We start from the raw sequence: 19635 nt of genomic DNA, 5'->3' as shown, positions 1-19635 counted from the left end.
CTGCTCCCTTGAATGATGCCGAGTGTGGCCGACCTGTTCCGAGTGTGGCCGATCCGCGGGCCCTCGGGCTACGGATCGGCCACACTCGGCGATGAGACGGACCGGTTACGGGATGATCCGGTCCTCCCAGACCTGCGGGTAGCCCGGCAGGTCCTCGCCGCCGAACTTCGCGTAGTGGCCGTCGGGCATGCCCTCGTTGAGCGCGAGGTACTCGTCGACCTCACCGGCGGTGATCGGGGCCTGCGGCAGCACCCACTCCTTCGGCACCGGCTGGCCCGCGAAGATCATCTGCGCGGCCAGGAGCGGCGTCCGCCACTGGAAGTTCGAGTACACGGGGGCGAGGCCCGTGAGCCCGGTGTCCTTCCACTTGCGGAGGAAGCTCATCTCGTCCTCGCCGGTCATGACCGGGTAGTCGACGCCGGCGTCCTCGAACGCCTCGATCGCGGCCACGGCGCCGTCGCCGGCGTCCATCCAGATGCCGTGCACGTCGCCCTTGGCGAGCTCGTCGGAGATGATCTTCTTGATCTCGGCCGGGTCGGCTCCCGTGAAGTAGTCGACCGCGTCGATGTCGTTCTCGGAGAACAGCTTCTCGGCCGCAGCCCAGCGCTGCTCGAGCACGTCGACGCCCGGCAGGATGCGCAGCGCGACCACCTTCGATCCCGGTTCGAGCTCCTCGATGAGGAACTCGGCCGTGTCGATGCCCCACGCGAATCCGCCGATCGGGTGGATGAACGTGACGGGGCAGTCGGTCTGCACGCCGCGGTCGAACACGATCACGGGCTTGCCCGTGTCGCACGCCCGCTCGACCGCCGGTGTCATCGCGGCCGTCGAGTTCGGCGAGATGATGAAGACGTCGCAGTTGCCCTCGTTGATGAAGTAGTCGATGTCGGCGATCTGCGTGTCGTCGGAGTCCTGCGCGTCGCGCGTCTCCATCTCGCTGATCGCGCCGGCCTCCTGGAGCACCTTGAGCTGTTCGTTCATGGTGATCCAGCCGGTCTGGCGCCACGGGTTCGAGATCGACGCGTTCGCGAAGCACGCCTTCTTGGCGCCCGTGCTCGCGTACTGCGCCGTGTCGACCGGCTCGGCGTTGATCGTCTGGAGCCACGGCTGGTCTTCAGGGCCCTCGGGCGCGACGCCGCGTTCGGCGTCCTGCTTGTCGTAGAGCTCCTGGTCGAACCAGTCGACGGCCTCCTCGGTCTCGGCGGCCTCTTCCGTCGGCGCCGAGACGTTGGGGTCGGTGGTACAGCCTGCCAGCGCGATCAGCGCCAGCGCCCCGACCATGGCGGATGCCACGGTGAATCTGCGTCGCATCACGAACCTCCCTTGGTGTCGTTGTCGTCCCTCGTCGTCGAGGGCACGGGTGCAGGACGAGCGGATGCCCCGGCGGCGTCCGGCTCCTTCCCCTCGCCGGTCTCGGGCAGTGGTGCCTGCCCGGGTCCGGCGGGTGAAGTCTCGAGTGCGCGGCCACGACGACGCGCGCGGAACGTCGTCGCGGCGTACGCGACGGCGAGGATGATGATGACGCCCTGGACGGCGTCGCGGTAGGTCGACGGCACCCCGGCGAAGTTCAGCAGCGTGAACAGCGCCTCGAGCGCGAAGGCGCCGGCCGCAGCGGCGACGACCCAGCCGCGTCCGCCGCCGAGCACGACGCCGCCGAGCACGACCGCGGTGATCGCGGTGAACTCGTAGCCGCGGCCGACGCTCGGGTGCACGCCGGCGTAGCCGACGAGCAGGATGCCCGCGACCGTCGCCGACAGCGACGAGATCACGAACGTCGACGTCTTGACCCACCAGGTGCGGGTGCCGGCGTAGCGTGCCGCGACGGGGTTGTCGCCGAGCGCGATGATGGTGCGCCCGAAGGGTCGGCGGGCGAACCAGATCGCCGCGGCGAGCACGAGCGCGAGGATCACGACGGCCCACGGCAGGATGCCGATGACGGGCAGGTCGCGGATGCCGCCGCGGCCGAGCTCGCGGAACTCGTCGGCCGGGTTGCCGGTCGCGGCGCCGCCGGTCCAGTAGAGCACGCCGCCGAGGAGGGCGAGCATCATGCCGAGCGTCACGATGAAGCTCGGCACGCGCAGGAACGACACGACGAGGCCGTTGACGAGCCCCACGAGCGCGCCGAAGGCGAGCATGAGCGCCGTCACGGGCAGTGCACGCGAGGCATCCTGCCCGATCAGGTTGCCCGCGATCACGACCTGCGCGGTGACGACCGAACCCATCGACAGGTCGAACTCGCCGCCGACGATCACGAAGTACTGCCCGATGGCGACGATCGCGACGGGCGCGACGCGCTGGATGAACCGGATGAACTGGTCGGGCTCCGCGAACGACGGGTTCAGCACCGTGATCGCGACCAGCAGGATCGCGAGCAGCAGGAACACCGCGCCGCGCGGGCTGATGAGCAGGCGCCCGAAGGCGAGGAGCCGTTCGCCAGCGCTCGGCTGCGCCTGCTGCTGCGTCGCGGCGGTCATGCGCGCACCTCCTCGCGGTCGGCCGTGGCGTCGCCCGCGCCGCCGGCCGGAGCATCCGATGCCTGCGAGACCGAGCCCTTCGGCCCGAATCTCGGCCTTCGGCGATCGACCTGGCGGCTCGTGTAGATCGCGACGGCCGCGACGATGACGACGCCGCGCACGACGTCCTTCAGGAACGGGTTCACCTGGAGCACGCTCATCACGTTGTCGACGACCGCGAAGATCGCGACGCCGCCGATGGTGCCCCAGATCGAGCCGCGGCCGCCCATGAGCAGCGTGCCGCCGAGCACGACCGCCGCGATCGACAGCAGGTCGTATCCGCCCTGCGTGCCCACCGTCGGGCTGCCCACGCCGAGGCGGCTGGCCAGCAGCAGGCCCGCCAGTGCGGCCGAGATCGAGCAGAGCACGTGCGCGACGATGAGCGGGCGAGCGGTGCGGATGCCCGAGAGCCGCGCGACCTGCTCGTCGCCGCCGACCGCGTAGATGCGGTGCCCGGTGCGCGTTCGCGCCAGGAACAGCGCGGCGAGCAGTGCGACGAACAGCATGAGCAGCGTCGAGACGGGGATCGGGCCGACGCCGGAGGCGCCGATGAGCTGGAAGTCCCACGGCACCGATCCGCTCGTGCCCTGGTAGTTCGTGTCGAGGTACCCCTTGATGATGAGCCCCGTGCCGAGCGTCGCGATGAAGCCGTTGACCTTCAGCTTCGAGACGATGAGGCCGTTCGCGAGGCCGATCGCCGCGGCGACGGCGAGCACCGTGATCACCGCGACCGGGATGTTCGCCGGATTCCCGGCCATCAGGTCGGCCGCGATGAGGCTCGACAGGCTGACGACGTACGGCACCGACAGGTCGAGCGACGCGCAGAGGATCACGAGCGTCTGCCCGATCGCGACGAATCCGAGCACGCTCATCCCGGTGAGGATGTCGCGGATGTTGCCCGCGCTGAAGAAGTTGCGGCCGACGGAGGCGAGCAGGATCGCGCCGATGACGACGACCGCGATGAGCGCGATGCCCACGATCAGCGTCGCGTCGAGCCGACGCCGGCCCCGACGCGGGCGGGATGCCACGGACCCGGCGCTCACGGCGCCTCCCCCAGGTCCGCGACATCCGCTCCCCCGACTCGCAGCGTGCCGGTGGCCGCCGCGAGGATGGTCGCCTCGTCGCTGCGTGCGGGCAGCTCCGACGAGGCACGGCCGTCGTGCATCACCACGATGCGATCGGACATGCCGATCACCTCTGGCAGTTCGGACGAGATCATCAGGATCGCGACCCCCTCCTTCGCGAGTCGTCGCATCAACCGGTAGACGGCGACCTTCGCGCCGACGTCGATGCCGCGGGTCGGTTCGTCGAGCAGCACCACGCGGGGCTTGGTCGCGAGCCACTTCGCGAGCACGACCTTCTGCTGGTTGCCGCCCGAGAGGTACTGCACCTCCTGGTCGAGGCCGCGCGAGACGACCTCGAGGCTCGACAGCACGCCGGGTAGGTCGCGGCGCGAGGCGCGCGTTCGCCGGGCGAACACCGAGCGGATGACGAACAGGGCGTTGTCGGCGATCGACTGGTTGAGCGCGAGGCCCTGGGCCTTGCGGTCCTCGGTGATGAGCGCAAGGCCGGTGCGCACCGCCTGGCGCGCGCCGGTGACGCGCACCTCACGGCCGTCGAGCCGCATGCTTCCGCGGGTGAACGGCACGACGCCGAAGATCGCCTCGACGAGCTCGGTGCGGCCGGAGCCCTGCAGGCCGGCGATGCCGACGATCTCGCCCGCGCGGACCTCGAGGTCGACGCCGTCGACGTAGTCGTTGCCGGCGCCCACGAGTTCGAGCCGCGGTTCGCCGGCCTCGGTACCCGGCTCCGGGTCGGGGTAGTACGCCTCGATGGGCCGGCCCACCATGCGGCGCACGAGCTCGTCGGTGTCGAGGTCGGCGGCGCGGTCGGTCGAGACGAGGGCGCCGTCCTTCAGCACCGTGATCGTGTCGCACAGGTCGAAGATCTCGCGCAGCCGGTGCGAGACGTACAGGATCGCGACGCCGCGCTGCTGCAGCCTCCGGATGATCGAGTAGAGCAACTCGACCTCGTGGTCGGCGAGCGCGGCGGTCGGCTCGTCCATCTGGATCACGCGGGCGTCGGTCGACAGGCCCTTCACGATCTCGACGACCTGCTGTTCGGCGACGGTGAGGCTGCGCACCGGGGCATCCGCGTCGATCGACTCGATGCCGAGGTCGTCGAGCAGCTGCTGCGTCTGGCGCACCATGCCCTTGCGGTCGACGAATCCGGCCCGGCGCGGCTCGCGACCGAGGAAGACGTTCTCGGCGACGGTGCGCTCGGGCAGCAGGTTGAACTCCTGGAACACGGTCGCGAGCCCGGCGCGGGCCGCCTCGACGGGGTGGTGGAAGTCGACCTCGTCGCCGCCGAGCCGCACGCTGCCGGCGTCGCGCTCGTAGACCCCCGCGAGGATCTTCATGAACGTCGACTTGCCGGCGCCGTTCTCGCCGACCAGGCCGTGCACCTCTCCCGCCCGCAGTTCCAGGCCGACGCCGCGCAGCACGGGCACCCCGAAGAAGGCCTTCTCGAGGCCTTCGGCGACGAGCACGGGTTCGGCGGTCGCGACGACGGGCCCGGCGGCGGACTCGACCGTGCCCTCGCCGGGCACGGGACCCTGATCTGCGCGGTCGTTCATGCGGCCACCTCCGCCCAGTCGCCGGATGCCGCGGACGCGAGGACCGCCTCGGTGACGCGCACGGCGCGCGCCCCGTCGTCGAAGGTCGGCAGGCCGTCGGGCGCGGCGCCCGCGATCGCCGAGTAGGCGTCGGCCACGAACGCGTTGAACGCGTCCTGGTACCCCATCGGATGCCCCGCCGGGACGATCGACAACCGCGCCGCGTCCGGCGAGAGCCGCGCCGCGTCGCGCTCGACGACCTGCGAGGCGCCCGTGCGGCCGATCCAGAGGGTCTCGGGACGCTCCTGCTCGAAACGGACGCTCGCCGAGGTGCCGCCCAACTCGAGGACGAGGCCGTTCTTGTGCCCGGGCGCGACCTGCGAGACGAGCAGCGTGCCGACCGCGCCGCCGGCGAGTTCGACGACGACGGCCGCGAGGTCTTCGGTGGCGATGTCGGCGTTGGTGGCGCGCGAGCCGTAGACCGTGCTGGTCACGGCGTTCAGGCGCGCGATCCGGTCGCCGGTCGTGAACTCGAGGAGGTCGACCAGGTGGCTGCCGATGTCGGCGAACGCCCGCGAGGGTCCGCCGAGCGAGGGGTCGACGCGCCAGTCGTCGTCACCGGGCGTCGCGAGCCAGTCCTGCAGGTAGGCGCCGTGCACGCTCACCACGCGGCCTGCGGCACCGCCGGCGACGAGTGCCCGCGCTTCGCGCGCCATCGGGTGGAAGCGGTAGACGAACGGCACCGCGGCGACGAGGCCCCGGGCGGCGGCGAGATCGGCGAGTTCGGCGGCGGTGCGCGCATCGGTCGCGAGCGGCTTCTCGCAGATCACGTGCTTGCCGGCCTCGAGCGCGGCGCGCACGATCGCCGCGTGCGTGGTGTTCGGGGTGCAGACGTGCACGACGTCGAGGTCGGCCGTGTCGGCATCGAGGAGCTGTTCGAGCGAGTCGTATCCCCGCTGGAGCCCGAGCCGCGCCGCCGCGTCGCGCGCTCGCTCCGGCGTGGAGGATGCCCCGCCCGCGAGGGCCGCACCGGCCGCGCGTGCGGCGCGGGAGTGCACCGCGGCCATGAAGCCGCCCCCGACGAAGCCGGCCCGTATGGTGCGGGCCGGGGCGGTGACATCCGTTGTCATGCCGTCATGGTGGCACAGCGTTCGCAACTTTTGCTAGTCCTCCGACAAAAGTTGTCTGCGTCGTGACAATTTCGTGATGTGCGACATGGTGAACACGGTGTGCTTTACTCAGGGACATGGTCGACATCAGCCGAGGATCGGCGCTCGGCACCTCGGGGGCGAGCGAGCTGTTCCAGCTCCTGCGCGACGGCGCACCGCGCACGCGCGCCGCGCTCGCGCAGGCCACCGGGCTCGCCCGCTCGACCATCGCGGCGCGGGTCGACGAGCTCATGCGACTCGGGCTCGTCACGCCCGTCGCCGACGCCGCCTCGACCGGCGGGCGACCGCCGTCGCAGTTCGCGATCAACCCGGGCGCCCGCCTCGTGCTCGCGGCAGACCTCGGCGCCTCCCACGCCACGATCGCCGCGACCGACCTCACCGGCACGGTCCTCGCGCAGCGCGGCGAGGCGATGGACATCGCCGACGGCCCCGAAGCCGTGCTCACCCGCATGGTCGAGATCGGCCACGACCTCATCGACGGGCTCGGACGCGACCGGCACGACCTCGCCGCGATCGGCATCGGCGTGCCCGGGCCCGTCGAGCACTCGACCGGCCGGCCGGTCAACCCGCCGATCATGCCGGGCTGGGACCGCTTCGACGTGCCCGGCTGGGTGCAGCAGCACCTCGAGGTGCCCGTGCTCGTCGACAACGACGTGAACATCATGGCCCTCGGCGAGCGCGCCCTCGCGTGGCCCGCAGTCGAGCACCTCGTGTTCGTCAAGGTCGCCACCGGCATCGGCTCCGGCGTCATCTCGGGCGGCCTCCTCCAGCGCGGCGCGCAGGGCATCGCCGGCGACATCGGGCACGTGCAGGTCGCGCGCGGCGCCGGGGTCCCCTGCCACTGCGGGAACCGCGGATGCCTCGAAGCACTCGCCTCCGGGCCGGCGATCGCCCGCGCGCTGCGCGAGCAGGGCGTCGCCGCCGACTCCGGCAGCGACGTGATCGACCTCGTCAAGCGCGGCGACCTCGACGCGATCCAGGCGGTGCGCCAGGCCGGACGCGACATCGGCGAGGTGCTCACGGCCTGCGTCAGCCTCGTGAACCCTTCGGTCATCGCGATCGGCGGATCGATGGCGCGCGCCGGCGAGCACCTCATCGCGGGTGTCCGCGAGGTCGTCTACACCCGCTCGATGCCGCTCGCGACCGAGCACCTGTCGATCGTGCAGTCGGCGGCGGCCGCCAACGCCGCCGTGCTCGGGGCCAGCATGCTCGCCGTCCACCACGTGCTCTCGCCCGAGGGCATCGACCAGCTCGCCGCCGCCCGCTGACGCGCCGCTGGGCCCGGTCCAGCGCGGCCCTTGCGCAGCGCGGCGGACGCCCGCCGTCGGCCGGCGGCGGTACGCTCGGACGGTGACCTCGCAACCCTTCGCGCTCTTCGAGCTCGAGGAGTACGCGCCTCCGGCCCGCGCCGCCGCCGCCGTTCGCGCACCGCTGCCCCACGAGCGCCGGATCGTCGCCGACTCCGGCGACCGGGTCGCCTGGTTGCGGGCTCGCTCGCGCGGCGTCACCGCGACGGATGCCGCGAAGCTGTCGAGCCGGCAGGCGGTGCGCTCCGCGGCCTGGGACAAACTGCACGGGACCGGCGGTCGCAGCTTCGGCGGCAGCCGATTCACCGACCACGGGCGCGAACGCGAGCCCGTCATCGCCGACTGGGTCCGCCGCGAGCACGGCATCGACCCCTCCGGACTGCTGTTCCACGCCGACGGCGAGACGCGCCATCTCGCGACGCCCGACGGCTTGGCGGTCCGCGGCGGCGCGGTCGAGCTGTGCGAGATCAAGACGACCACGAAGGCCTGGCGGGGCATCCCTCGCGGCTACCTGCGGCAGGTCTGGTGGCAGCAGTACGTGCTCGGCGCCGAGCGCACGCTCGTGGTCTGGGAGCAGCACGACGGGTTCGTCCCCGTCGGCGAACCGGAGTGCCGCTGGGTCGACCGTGACGACGACCAGATCCAGATCCTCGTCGGACTCGCCGAGGAACTCCTGGCCCTGATCGCGCCCACCGCCGCCCCGCTGGCGCCGCCCGCGGGGCGCGATCGCGGCTTCTACCGTCCGGGCCCGCTCGCGTGACCACCCTGCTGCTGCACGGGCTCGGAGCGGACCGGCGGCAGCCGCTCAAGCTCCTCAGCCCCATGCTCGCGGCGATCGTCGCGCCGACGGGCCCGGTGGTCGCGGTCGACGTGCGCGCGCACGGCGCCTCGCGCGCGGTCGGCGGACCCGGGGACTTCGCGCTCGACCGGCTCGCGCACGAGGCGGCGGCGTCGGCGAAGCACGAGCTCGACGAGCTCGGCGCCGTCACGGACGCGGACGGCTCGTCGGGCACCGCGGCGCCGTTCACGGTCATCGGCATCTCGATGGGTGCGGCCCTCGCGCTGCGCATCGCCCTGCTCGGTCTCCTGCCGGTTCGACGCGCGGTCTTCATCAGGCCCTCGTTCGACGACACCTCGCTGCCGGTGAACCTGCGCGCGTTCCCGGTCATCGGCGAGATCCTCCGCGACGCGGGCCCCGGCGGACTCGAGCAGTTCCGCGAGACCGCGGTCTTCGAGCGCGTGCGGGCCGAATCGCCCGCCGGGGCCGACGGCCTGCTCACCCAGTTCACCGCGCCGATGGCGGTCGAGCGTGCGGTGCGGCTGGTCGAGATCCCGCGCAACCGCGCCTTCGCCGACGAGTCCGAGCTCGCGTCGGTGACGGACGCGGGCATCCGCTCGCTCGTCGTCGGGGCGCCCCGCGACCCGGTGCATCCGCTCGCACTCGCCGAACGGTGGGCGGGCGCGCTGGGTGCGCCGCTCGACACGGTGCCCGCGCGCGACGACGGGCAACCCGCGCAGACCGCGGCGGTCCGCGATGCGGTCGGTCGCTGGCTGGCGCTGACCGCCCGGACCTGACGACGCACGCCGTCGGCCGCGCGCCCGACGGCTCAGCTGCCGGATGCCCCCGCGCGTGCACCGGCAGGGGCGTCGGCGCTTCGGCCGGCGCCGCCGAGGAGCGCCGTCCCGAGGTCGGAGCGCAGGTAGAGCACGCTGCGACCGTACCTCGTCGCCGTCAGGAGCCCGGCGTCGCGCAGCACCCGGAGGTGCTGGTTCACGGCCGAGGCGGTGACTCCGAAGCGCACCGCGAGCTCGGTCGACGAGGCCGGCTCGGCGAGCGCGGTGACGAGCGTCGCGCGCGTCTGCCCGAGCACGGCGACGACCGCGTCGGCGGCGGGCGGGCGCTCGGCCTCCCACAGCGCCCCCTGTCCTCTCGCGGGGTAGAGGATCATGGGCGGGGCGTCGCCGACGGGGGTCGACGCATTGATCGTGAACATCGTCGGCACGAGCATCAGGCCCTCGCCGCCGACCGGTCGGCGCCGGTCGAGCTTCGAGCGCAGCCGCACGTCGACCGAGCCGTCGGCGTACGACACGGTCGGCGACAGCGTGTTCAGCATCGCCGCGAGTCCGGACTGCGCGACCAGGCGCCCCCGGTGCACGATGTCGGCCTCGAGGACCGTGCGCATCCTGGCCCAGTAGGGCTCGAAGCAGGTCCGCCAGAACTCGGCGAGCGCCTCGACCAGGCGTTCGAGCGCCGTGTCGACGGATCCTGCGAGGACGCGTGGGATCCTCCCGTGGACCGCCACGAGCTCCTCGCGGAACACGTCGTGCGGGGTCGCGAGCAGGGCCGCGAGCTCCTCGTCGAGTCGGGTGAGCGGTGAGAGCGGCCGCGGGTTCAGGAAGTCGGGTGTCCAGAGGCGGTCGTCGATGAGCGCGTCGAGCACGGCGACGTCGAGGCGCGCGCGGGCGGCCTCGGTGCGACGGACCCAGCCCAGTTGCAGCGGATAGCGCTCGGGCGCCCGGATCGCGCGCAGCGACATGCCCAGCTCGCACAGCGGGGAGATGCCGAAGCGCACGTCGCCGACGTCGGCCTCGGTGAGGAGGTACTGCAACATGTAGGAATACGCTACATCGATTTTCTCGCGCGATCGGATCTGGGAGAAACGATCCGTGATCCGAACCCTGCCCGCCCGAATCCTCGAGTCCGTCTCCGACCCGGTCCTGAGCATCCTCGTCACCGCGACGCTGATCAGCCGTGTCGGCCGCGGCATCTTCCTCGCGGTGACGGTGCTGTTCTTCACGCTGGTCGTCGGGCTGTCGGCGGGCGAGGTCGCGATCATCCTGGCGGCATCGAGCGGCGTCGGCGTCCTCGCCTCCTTCGCGGGCGGATGGCTCGCCGACCGACTCCCCGTCCGCCGCGTGCTCCTGGCCTTCACCGCACTCGAGGGGCTCGGGCTGGTCGGCTACGCCGCCATCGGCGACTTCGTCGGAGCGCTCGTCTTCGGCATCGTCGTCGGCGCGTTCGGACAGGCCGCGAACACCGCCCGCATGGCGATCCTCGCGCGGGCGTTCGGCCCCGAGTCGCGCGTGCACGCCCGGGCGGTCCTGCGGACCGTCACGAACGTCTCGATCGCGGTCGGTTCCGGCGTCGGGGCCATCGCGCTCGCGATCGGCACCGCCGAGGCGTACCGGATCCTGCTCGTCGTCGCGGGCCTGCTCTACCTCCTCGCCATCGTGCGACTCGTGCGCCTGCCGGCATCCGTCGACGACCTGCCGCAGGGTCCCGCGCTCGCCGAACTGCGCACCGAGACCGGCTCGATCGACGCCGTCGCGAACCGGCGCGCCGCCCGGCGCGCGGCAGCCGCCCATTCACCGTGGCGCGACACGCGGTTCCTCCTGCTCACCGCCCTCTGCGCCGTGTTCGGCATGCAGTTCGGCGTCGGCGAACTCGCCGTGCCGCTCTGGATCACGCAGCAGACGGATGCCTCCGACGTGCTCGTCGCCGTCGTGCTCATCCTCAACACCGTGATCGTCGTCTGCTTCCAGGTGCCGCTCTCGCGCGGCTCGCACGACTTCCACATCGCGGGCCGGATCACGGGGATCGCCGCCTGGCTCATGGCCGCGTCGTGCCTGGTCTACGCGGCCGCAGCCGGGATGCCCGCGTGGGTCTCGATCTTGCTCGTCGTCACCGCGGCGACCGGACACGCCTTCGCCGAGGTCCTCTCGCAGGCGGGCGGTTGGGGCCTGAGCTTCGAACTCGCCGACCCGGTGCGCATGGGCACGTACCAGGGCCTGTTCTCGGCGGGATACTCGGTCGGTGCGATGGCCGCCCCGCTCGTGGTCGCGGGCACGACCGAGTCGCTGGGCATCATCGGCTGGGTGATCCTCGCCGCCGTGTTCCTGGCGGCGGGGCTCGGCATCCGGGCCATCGCGCGCCACGCTGCGCGCGCGGAATCGGCGGTCGCGCCGCTCGAGCGGGTCGTGGGCGCCTGAGCATCGCGGGCGCCTGGGCCTCGCGGGCGCCTGAGCATCGTGGGCGCCTGAGCCTCGTGGGCGCCTGGGCCTCGCGGGCGCCTGAGCCGCCCTCAGCCCGAGAAGGCCAGCACGCCGACGGCGACGAGGCCCGCCGCCGACACCACGCTCGTCACGGCGACCACCGCGACCCCGACGGCTGCGCGCCGGCGCGAGCGTCGCGCCAACGACGGCAGCGCGGGGTCGTCGTTGCGCGTCGGCCGGTCGGCGTCGGTCACCTGCGGGGGGAAGGTCGCCGTCGCGGGAACCTGGCGGACCGCGTACGGCTCGATCGCGCCCGCACCGGCGCCGGGTACCACCGGTCGCAGGGTCGCAGGGTCGAGCGGCGCGGGCTGCAACGTCCGCCGCCGGTCACCGCGGCCCGAGCGGCGGCTCGTGCGGTGCGGCGCCGGCTCGGGATCCGCCCGAACCGGTGTGCCAGGGTCGCGATCGCCGACCACGCGGGTCCGGTCGAAGTCCTCGTCGTCGCCGGCCTCCGCGGTCGCGGCATCCGACGCGCTCGCGGCGCCCGATTCGCCGGGTGCTCGCTCGCGTCGCACGACCCGGGTGCGGTCCAGGTCGGCGGCGTCGTGCGGAGGAGCGAACTCCCCCGCCCGGGAGGCCTCGGCGGCGGGCCGGATCACGACCGCCGTCTCGTCGAACGGATCGCCTCGCTCGACGACCACGGTCCGGTCGACATCGTCCTCGATGACGGCGCGTCGGCCGACCACGACCGTGCGCTCGTCGACGGCCTCGCCGTCGACGATGCCGCTCTCGTGCTCGACCTCGCTGCTCACGACCGCTCGCCGGCCCTCACCGGGATGGTGGTGCCGTCGAGGTCGTCCTGCGCGGACGCCCGCATCGACGACGAACCGGATCCGTCGTCGATGGGTGCACGGCGCCCGCCCGAGACCACGTCGACGACGACGACGGTGATGTTGTCGCGGCCCCCGGCCTCGTTCGCACGCGCGACCAGCGCCTCGGCCGCCGACTCGGGGCGTCCAGCCATCGTGAGGGTCGCCCGGATCGCCTCGTCGGTGACCTCGGAGGTCAGGCCGTCGGAGCAGATGAGCAGTCGCTCGCCGTTCGTGACGGGAAGCAGCCAGCTGTCGGCCGAACTGTCGGCCGCGCCGATCGCCCGCGTGATGACGTTGCGTTGGGCGAACCCGCGCATGTCCTCGCGGCGCATCGAGCCGTCGTCGACGAGTTCCTGCGCCAGCGAATGGTCGATCGTGACCTGGTGCAACTCGGTCCCGAGGTGCCGGTACACGCGCGAGTCGCCGACGTTCAGCACCAGCCAGTTCGGCTCACCGTCGACGTCGACGAGTGCGACGCCCGTGACGGTGCTGCCGGCGCCTCGCGACGTGCCCTCTGCGACCGCCGCCACGCCGTCGTCGGCCGCGATCAGGGCCTCGCGCACGGCGTCGAGCGTGGTGTACGCACCGTGCGCGGCATGCCGGCGGAACGCGTCGACGACGGCCCGGCTCGCGCGGTCGCCCGCCTCGTAGCCGCCCATGCCGTCGGCGACGATGAACACCGGCGCCTGCGCGAGCAGCGAGTCCTCGTTCACCTCGCGTCGGCGGCCGCGATCGGTCGCCGTGCCGACGCTCAGGATGACGGATGCCTCGGCCCCGCTCGATGCAGCCGCGCTCACGACGCACTCCCGGACTCGATGCGCATGCCGACCTCCCCGAGCACGAAGCGCCCCGTCGCGGGGGTCGCGACGTGGGCGTCGATGAGTTCCTCCTCGCCCGACCGCTCGACGAGGACGCCGTTCGTCGAGCCGAGGTCGGTGATGGTCCATCGGCCGTCGGCGAAGTCGAGTCGCGCGTGCGTCTTCGAGAGCGTGCGCGTGGAGTCGGGCACCGGGAGGCGCTGCTCGCCCGACGGTCCTTCGGCCGGATTGCGACCGAGGAGGACCCGGTCGCCCGTGAGGGCGAGCGTCGTCCCGTCGTCGAGCACGAGCGTCCACGTCAGGCGCGGGCGACGGTCGACCACGACCGTCGACTCGTAGTCGTCGTCATCGATGTCGGCGATCCCGGGGATCGTGGAACCCGGGTCGCGGAGGACGGTGTGCGCGGCGGCGAAGTCGACGGGCTCGGGCTGGGCCGCTGCCGCGGCAGGCTCCGGCGCGGCGGGCTGCGGCGCCTGCTGGGGGCGGTCGGTGGCTGAGGCGGCGCCACAGCGGGCGGCGCCACGGGCGGCGCGAAGCCGGGCATGGGCGGAATCACCGTGTGCTGCGGCGCCTCGGTCGACGCCGCGGGTGCGGGCGGTGCCGGCGCCTGCCACGACCAGGGGTCGTGCGCGGCAGGAGTCGGCGCCGCCGGAGCCGGCGCAGCGGGAGCCGGTTGCTCCGGCGCAGTGGGGGCGGGGGCCTGCTGCACCCCGAACGGCGGGTACGCGGGCGTCGGCGCGGGCGTCGGCACGGCCGGAGGCTGCCCCGGCGCGGGGAACCCGGCGGCCGGAACCGGCGCGAACCCGGGCGGGGCGGCGGGAACCCGGCGGCGGGCGCGGGCGCCGGCGCAGCCGGAGCGGGAGGCGCCCCCCATCCCGGACCCGCGTAGCCGTTCGGGTCGTAGACCGGCGCGGGTGCCCCCGGAGCCGGGAGCTCCGAGAGCGGGCCGGTCGCGGTCGGCCAGGGCGCGGCCGCCGGAGCTGCGTCGAGGCGGCCGTGCTCGGGGTCGGGAGTCGCCTTCGAGAACCCGAGGATCGTCGCCCAGACGGGCGGCAGGAACACGGCGAGCACCGCGAACCCGATGCCCCGCCCGAACAGCGCGTTGATGCGGTGGGCGGCGACCCCGAACTGGTACAGCCCCCACAGGTTCGCGATCGGCACGAGCAGGAGCAGCACCATCCACCGGCTGATCCCGCCGAGCGCGTACACCTCGGCGTAGTTCAGCAGCGGCACCCACGCGCGCCAGCGCTCGGCGGAGAGCCGCTGGAAGAGCTTCGAGAACGAGATGCCGATCCACACGTAGATGCCGGCCGCGATCACGAGTTCGACGACGACCACCACGAGGAGGAACGCCAGCGCGGAGGCGGCGTCAGCGGGTTCGGTCACGGGGTGGACTCCTTCGGACGGAGGGACAGCGCAGCTGCCGGTGTTCGTGGTCTGAGGCGTGCGGTGAACCCGCGGAGCGTGAAGGTCGCTCGCCATCGCTCGAGCGGTCGCAGCGCGGCCCTGAGGTCCCGGCGCTCAGCATCGACGATAGCCCAGGCGCGTTCGGCCGTCTCCGGGGACGGCGGATGCGGCGCGAAGACCGCCAGGTCGACGAGTCGGGCGAGCTCTGCGGCGGCGGGGCGCCGAGCCGACGCCGCGGTCACCGCGCGACTGCTCGACGCAGCGAACGGCACGCCGTGTTCGACGTAGACATCCTCGAGTTCCTCCCACGCCGCGACCACGCGCAGCTCCGGGTCCTCGAGGCTGCGGCGGGCCCGCCGACGCCCGGACTTGAGGAGCAGCACCGCGAGCACGGGCAGCAGGAGGAACAGCAGTGCGCCCGTGCCGAGCGCGACCCACCGCACGATCGCGAGACCGTCGGTCGGGTCATCGTCGCCGGACACGGCCGGCGGTGCCGCGGCATCCGACGACTCGCTGTTCGCGCGTGGCGGGTCGATCGGCTCGCTGCGCTCGTCATCGGGGACGGTCGGATGCTCCGGAAGCTGCTCGCCCTCGGTGATCTGGGTCGGCGGAAGCACGAACTGGGGCGTCGTGTCGACCGCGACCCATTCGCCGCCGGGCGCGCGGACCTCGCTCCACGCCGTCATCGACGCTCCCGTGCACGTCGACTCGCACGTGGCGATACCGGGCACCGGCTCCGCACCGGGCAGGCGCATGCCGAGCACGACGCGCGACTCGAAGCCGAACGCGCGGGCCAGCAGCGCGGCCGCGACCGCGAACTGCTCGTCGTCGCCGACTCCGGCGATCAGCATCTCCTCGGGCGGGTCCTCCCCGGCACGACGCTGCTGGTCGACGAGCTGGGTGAACAGTTCGTCGATCCGGGCCTGCGAGTGACCGGCGTAGCTCGGGAGGAAGGTGTAGCCGCCCGCCGCCTGGAGTCCGGCGATCCACGGCCGGGCTTCCTCGGCGTCGAGCACGGAGTGGCTGAGGTACCCGCGCGTCCGCAGGCGGTCGACGAGGTCCAGCAGTCCGGCTCCGGTGCGCGGCACCTCCTGCATCTCGATCCAGCCCGCCATCGCGGGCAGGTCGTCCTCGGCCAGCCGGCTCTCGCCACCGCTCGCCGAGGCGAAGGCCGCCGTGGCATCGCCGGCCGAGCCGCCGGCGCGCTGGGCGACCAGGCGGTAGGCGTCGCCCGGCCGCAGGCCGTTGTCCGAGGCATCCGGGCCCGACGGGGCGTCGTCGGCGTCACGCTCGTCGACGGCGATGTCGATCGCGTCGCCCGAGGCGGCGGTGTGGAAGCCGTCGGCGAGTTCCTCGGTGCGGGCGCCCTCGAACTCGGGGGCCGCGGCGAGGCCGTCGGGCACCGGCATCCAGACGCCCGAGTACCCGTCGCCGATGCGGACCTCGAGCTCGGCGAGGTCCGCGGCGCCGTCGGCGCTGCGCACGAGCCGCGTGTAGCGGGTGTCGGGGTCCACGTGGAAGATCTCGCCCGTGTACTCGTCGAGCGTCGCGAACTCGAGCCGCTCGAACGCCTCGAGGTCGCCCGAGACCTCGATCACGGTCTCATCGAGGCGGTCGGCCTCGAACCACGAGCGGTACGTGCCGAGCGGACTCGGCTGGCGCTGCACGACGATCGAGGGCTCGACCTCGTCACGCAGCACGGACCGGTCGGCGAACGCCGCGACGGCCGGCGTCACGGCGATCCCGGCGACGAGGGCCACCGCGAGCAGCGCCCCCGCCAGCGCGTACCGCCGCACGGCGAACCATGCCGAGGCGCCGCCGCTGCGCACGACGGTGCCGGCGCGGACCCGCGCGATCGCGCGCGCGCGACGCATCCGGCTGCGCAGGATCAACCAGCCCGCCGCGAGCGTCAGGCTCGCGATGCCGAGGAGCGCCTCGCGCCCGAACGGCAGGACGAGTCCGACGACCTCGAGCGGGGGCGCCACCACGGCGGTGCCGAACGCGATGCCGTAGACCGTCATCGCGATCACGGGGATCGTGGCGAAGGGCGCAGCACGGCCACCGCGCAGCACGAGCGCGGAGGCGATCGTCGTGCCGGCCACGACGGTGACGAACAGGGGCACCAGCACGGCCTGGTAGTCGGCGAGCGGCGGCTCGACGGTCAGCACCTGCCGCCAGCCGAGCACGATGCCGGTCACGCCGTCGCGCAGTCCGCGCACCAGGTGGTCGATCGTGGCGAGCGCCGACGGGATCGCGACGGGAACGACCAGCACGAGGTACGCGGCGGTCGCGATCAGCCCGGTCACGATCGCGCCGAGCACGCCCGCGACCCGGCTGCCGAGCCAGGCGGATCCGATGCCGATCGCGGTGCCCGCGCCGACCACGAGCCACACCCGCCAGTGCTCGTGGATCGGCCAGGCGGCCCAGCCCGCGAGCGCGGCACCCGCGAGGACGTATCCGAGGCCGAGCAGCGCGACGGCCCGCTCCTCGCCGGGGCGCGAGGCGCGGGCGGCGCGCCCGGCGCGCCGCCGCCGGGCGGGAGCCTCGATGCCGCTCACGCCAGTGCTCCCCTCGCGAGCATGCGGCTCAGGTCGCCGAGCGCGCCGAGCGTGAGCACCGACAGTTCGCGAGCGGTGCGCACCGCCGGCTCCGCGCCGAGCTCGCAGCGGACGGCCACGACCTGGACGCCGGGCGGCAACGCGATCGCCGCCTGGCGCAGCCGCTGGATCGGCGTGCGGGAGCCCGCGACGAGGAACACCATCGACAGGCCTTCGGCGCTCTGCGCGGTGAGTGCGGCGGCGGCCTCGATCGGCGTCGCGCGTTCGACGCCCTCGACACCCGACATCGCGTCCAGCAGTGCGCGCGGAGTGAGGGTCGGCAGGGTGCGCAGCGAGAACACGTCGCCGCCGAACTCGGGCAGCGCCCCGCCCACGCACACCGACACGTCGCGGCCCTCGCGCACGGCCTGCAGGCCGAGCGATGCCGCGGCGCTCACCGCCGTCTCGAACTCGTCGTCGTCGACGTACTCGTCGAGGTCGACGTCGAGCAGCACCGCGATGCGCGCGTGGCGCGACTCCTCGTACTGGCGCACCATGAGCCGGCCCGTCTTCGCCGTCGCCTTCCAGTGCACGTGGCGCTGCGAATCGCCGCGCACGTACTCGCGGACGGTGTGGAACGAGAGGTCGTCGTTGACGAGCTTGCCGGTCGGCAGGCCCTCGAGATCGCGGATGAGCCCGGCGCTCGTGCTGGGCAGGCGCACCGTGCGCGGGTGCACGTGGATGCGCTGCACCTCCGGCCAGCGCTGTTCGCGGCGAAGGATGCCGATCGGGTCGCCGCGCGAGATCGTCATCGGTCCGACGTCGATCACGCCGCGACGCTCGGCCGCGATCGCGAGCCGCTCGTCATGCCTCGCCCCGCCGCGCAGCAACGGCACGTGCACCTCGACCAGTCCCGAGCCGACGGGGATGTCGACGACGCCCGGCAGCGACGTCCGCGACCCCGCGTTGACGAGGCCGAGGCTCGCCCCGACCTCGGCGCCGGCGACCACGCGGTCGCGGTCGAGCACGAGGTCGAGCCGGTAGTCGTGCGACCCCAGCAGGAACGGCACGCAGCACACCAGGAGCGCGAGCGCGATGCCCGCGGCGATCCACGCCTCGACCCAGCCGAACGCGAGGCCGGCCGCCGTGCCGACCACCGCGACCGAGATCAGTAGCGCCCCCGCGGGCGACACCGTCTCACCGAGCCATCCGCCCGCCGCGCGCAGCGCCGCGCGCGAGCGCGCGACCGCGATGCGCACGCCGACGACCGCACCGGCGACCCCGCCACGGCGGGTGCTCGCGACGCGCGTCACGGTGCTGCCACGGGTCTTCGTCCCCGTGGCAGCGGTGTGCGCCAGCCGCGATTCGGTGCGCGTCAGGCGCGACTCGGTGTGGAAGGTCACTGGCTGCCGTTCTCCCGCGGGGCGGAGACGTCGAGCAGGATCTGGCCGATGACGTCGACCGCGGTCACGCCGTCGAACTCGGCCTCGGGTTCGAGCACGAGGCGGTGCGCCAGCGCGGCGACCGCGAGCTCGCGGACGTCGTCGGGCGTGACGTAGGTGCGCCCGTGCGCGGCCGCCCAGGTCATCACGAGACGGCTGAGCGCGATCGCGCCGCGCACGCTGACCCCGAGGCGCACCTCGGTCGCGCGGCGGGAGGCATCCACGATCCGCATGATGTAGTCGGAGATGAGCGGGTTGACGTACACGCCGCGCGCGAGTTCGCCCATCGCGACGACCGTCTCGGTGGTCGCGACGGCGTCGAGCGTCTTCCGCGGGTTGGCGACGCCCTGGAGGATCCGCAGGGTCGCGGCCTCGTCGGGGTATCCGACCGAGGTCTTGATCATGAAACGGTCGAGCTGCGCCTCGGGCAGGCGGTAGGTGCCGCCCTGCTCGATCGGGTTCTGCGTCGCGATCACGAGGAAGGGGTCGCCGACCTGGCGGGTCACGCCGTCGACCGTGACGTGGCCCTCCTCCATGACCTCGAGCAGCGCCGACTGCGTCTTCGGGCTGGCACGGTTGATCTCGTCGGCGAGCACGATGTTCGCGAACACCGGGCCGGCGTGGAACTCGAACTCGCCCTGCTTCTGGTCGAACACCGTGACGCCGGTCACGTCGCCGGGCAGCAGGTCGGGCGTGAACTGGATGCGCGAGTTGGTGCCGTGCACGGTCTGCGCGATCGCCCGGGCGAGCGCGGTCTTGCCGGTGCCCGGGAAGTCCTCGAGCAGCACGTGGCCGCCCGAGATCGCGGTCGCGAGCACGAGTTCGACGACGTGGCGCTTGCCGAGGATCGCCTGCTCGACGTTCTCGGCGAGCAGCGAGAACGTCTCGGCGAACCAGGTGGTCTGCACTTGGGCGATCGTCACGGTGGCGGTCCTCTCGGGTGGGGCGGGATGTCTCGGGCGG

17 protein-coding genes are annotated in these 19635 nt (G+C 73.3%); 4 read left to right on the top strand and 13 right to left on the bottom strand.

The annotated features are described in order from the left end of the window. Positions 1–105: 105 nt before the first annotated feature. The 5 genes from ELQ40_RS03015 to ELQ40_RS02995 are packed head-to-tail and all read right to left on the bottom strand — an operon-like array spanning position 106 to position 6257. Positions 106–1311 (bottom strand): substrate-binding domain-containing protein, encoded by a 1206-nt coding sequence (locus ELQ40_RS03015; RefSeq protein WP_127792348.1) that lies wholly within the window; start codon positions 1309–1311, stop codon positions 106–108. Then, complete coding sequence (locus tag ELQ40_RS03010) at positions 1311–2474, bottom strand: ABC transporter permease (protein WP_127792347.1); 1164 nt, start codon at positions 2472–2474, stop codon at positions 1311–1313. Before ELQ40_RS03010 ends, ELQ40_RS03015 begins: the two co-directional genes overlap by 1 nt. Next, positions 2471–3556 (bottom strand): ABC transporter permease, encoded by a 1086-nt coding sequence (locus tag ELQ40_RS03005; protein WP_240665916.1) that lies wholly within the window; start codon positions 3554–3556, stop codon positions 2471–2473. Before ELQ40_RS03005 ends, ELQ40_RS03010 begins: the two co-directional genes overlap by 4 nt. Then, the gene (locus tag ELQ40_RS03000; protein WP_127792346.1) at positions 3553–5148 is read right to left on the bottom strand and encodes a sugar ABC transporter ATP-binding protein; all 1596 of its coding nucleotides are present in this window, start codon (positions 5146–5148) and stop codon (positions 3553–3555) included. The genes ELQ40_RS03005 and ELQ40_RS03000 overlap by 4 nt, the downstream gene beginning before the upstream one ends. After that, positions 5145–6257, bottom strand: coding sequence for a Gfo/Idh/MocA family protein (locus ELQ40_RS02995; protein WP_127792345.1), 1113 nt, complete (start codon positions 6255–6257; stop codon positions 5145–5147). Before ELQ40_RS02995 ends, ELQ40_RS03000 begins: the two co-directional genes overlap by 4 nt. 116 nt (positions 6258–6373) lie before the next feature. On the opposite strand from ELQ40_RS02995, the gene ELQ40_RS02990 reads away from it, so the two are divergent. From ELQ40_RS02990 to ELQ40_RS02980, 3 genes are all read left to right on the top strand, one after another. Further along, positions 6374–7564: an ROK family transcriptional regulator gene (locus tag ELQ40_RS02990; RefSeq protein WP_127792344.1), complete on the top strand. Its 1191-nt coding sequence runs from the start codon at positions 6374–6376 to the stop codon at positions 7562–7564. 82 nt (positions 7565–7646) lie between these two features. Further along, positions 7647–8363, top strand: coding sequence for a YqaJ viral recombinase family protein (locus tag ELQ40_RS02985; protein WP_127792343.1), 717 nt, complete (start codon positions 7647–7649; stop codon positions 8361–8363). Further along, entirely contained in the window at positions 8360–9178 is an 819-nt protein-coding gene (locus ELQ40_RS02980) for an alpha/beta fold hydrolase (protein WP_127792342.1), read from the top strand. Before ELQ40_RS02985 ends, ELQ40_RS02980 begins: the two co-directional genes overlap by 4 nt. Positions 9179–9210: 32 nt before the next feature. On the opposite strand, the gene ELQ40_RS02975 is transcribed toward ELQ40_RS02980, so the two are convergent. After that, a complete protein-coding gene (locus ELQ40_RS02975; protein WP_127792341.1) occupies positions 9211–10215 on the bottom strand; it encodes a DUF5937 family protein in 1005 nt (334 codons plus the stop codon). 55 nt (positions 10216–10270) lie between these two features. On the opposite strand from ELQ40_RS02975, the gene ELQ40_RS02970 reads away from it, so the two are divergent. Further along, positions 10271–11593 (top strand): MFS transporter, encoded by a 1323-nt coding sequence (locus ELQ40_RS02970; protein WP_240665915.1) that lies wholly within the window; start codon positions 10271–10273, stop codon positions 11591–11593. A gap of 92 nt (positions 11594–11685) precedes the next feature. Here the strand turns inward: ELQ40_RS02970 and ELQ40_RS02965 are convergent, their stop codons facing one another. From ELQ40_RS02965 to ELQ40_RS02935, 7 genes are read right to left on the bottom strand one after another with little or no spacing between them, the layout of a single operon-like run. Further along, positions 11686–12408 (bottom strand): hypothetical protein, encoded by a 723-nt coding sequence (locus tag ELQ40_RS02965; RefSeq protein WP_127792339.1) that lies wholly within the window; start codon positions 12406–12408, stop codon positions 11686–11688. Next, complete coding sequence (locus tag ELQ40_RS02960; RefSeq protein ID WP_240665914.1) at positions 12405–13265, bottom strand: PP2C family serine/threonine-protein phosphatase; 861 nt, start codon at positions 13263–13265, stop codon at positions 12405–12407. Before ELQ40_RS02960 ends, ELQ40_RS02965 begins: the two co-directional genes overlap by 4 nt. Further along, a complete protein-coding gene (locus ELQ40_RS19315) occupies positions 13262–13900 on the bottom strand; it encodes an FHA domain-containing protein (RefSeq protein ID WP_127792337.1) in 639 nt (212 codons plus the stop codon). Before ELQ40_RS19315 ends, ELQ40_RS02960 begins: the two co-directional genes overlap by 4 nt. Continuing rightward, the gene (locus tag ELQ40_RS19310) at positions 13839–14672 is read right to left on the bottom strand and encodes a DUF5684 domain-containing protein (RefSeq protein ID WP_127792336.1); all 834 of its coding nucleotides are present in this window, start codon (positions 14670–14672) and stop codon (positions 13839–13841) included. Before ELQ40_RS19310 ends, ELQ40_RS19315 begins: the two co-directional genes overlap by 62 nt. Continuing rightward, positions 14669–17251: a transglutaminase domain-containing protein gene (locus ELQ40_RS02945; protein ID WP_127792335.1), complete on the bottom strand. Its 2583-nt coding sequence runs from the start codon at positions 17249–17251 to the stop codon at positions 14669–14671. The genes ELQ40_RS19310 and ELQ40_RS02945 overlap by 4 nt, the downstream gene beginning before the upstream one ends. After that, positions 17248–18633 (bottom strand): DUF58 domain-containing protein, encoded by a 1386-nt coding sequence (locus ELQ40_RS02940; protein WP_127792334.1) that lies wholly within the window; start codon positions 18631–18633, stop codon positions 17248–17250. The genes ELQ40_RS02945 and ELQ40_RS02940 overlap by 4 nt, the downstream gene beginning before the upstream one ends. After that, on the bottom strand, positions 18630–19595 hold the full coding sequence (locus ELQ40_RS02935) for a MoxR family ATPase (protein ID WP_127792333.1): 966 nt from the start codon (positions 19593–19595) through the stop codon (positions 18630–18632). The genes ELQ40_RS02940 and ELQ40_RS02935 overlap by 4 nt, the downstream gene beginning before the upstream one ends. Positions 19596–19635 lie beyond the last annotated feature (40 nt).

The sequence above is a fragment of the Agromyces sp. LHK192 genome (assembly GCF_004006235.1).
Lineage (GTDB): Bacteria > Actinomycetota > Actinomycetes > Actinomycetales > Microbacteriaceae > Agromyces.
Note: the sequence above shows the minus strand (reverse complement) of the source record. Positions and strands in the feature narration are given on the sequence as shown.

Coding starts and splice junctions, on each gene's coding strand:
- ELQ40_RS03015 (WP_127792348.1), bottom strand. CDS start 1,311: ATGCGACGCAGATTCACCGTGGCATCCGCCATGGTCGGGGCGCTGGCG.
- ELQ40_RS03010 (WP_127792347.1), bottom strand. CDS start 2,474: ATGACCGCCGCGACGCAGCAGCAGGCGCAGCCGAGCGCTGGCGAACGG.
- ELQ40_RS03000 (WP_127792346.1), bottom strand. CDS start 5,148: ATGAACGACCGCGCAGATCAGGGTCCCGTGCCCGGCGAGGGCACGGTC.
- ELQ40_RS02995 (WP_127792345.1), bottom strand. CDS start 6,257: ATGACAACGGATGTCACCGCCCCGGCCCGCACCATACGGGCCGGCTTC.
- ELQ40_RS02990 (WP_127792344.1), top strand. CDS start 6,374: ATGGTCGACATCAGCCGAGGATCGGCGCTCGGCACCTCGGGGGCGAGC.
- ELQ40_RS02975 (WP_127792341.1), bottom strand. CDS start 10,215: ATGTTGCAGTACCTCCTCACCGAGGCCGACGTCGGCGACGTGCGCTTC.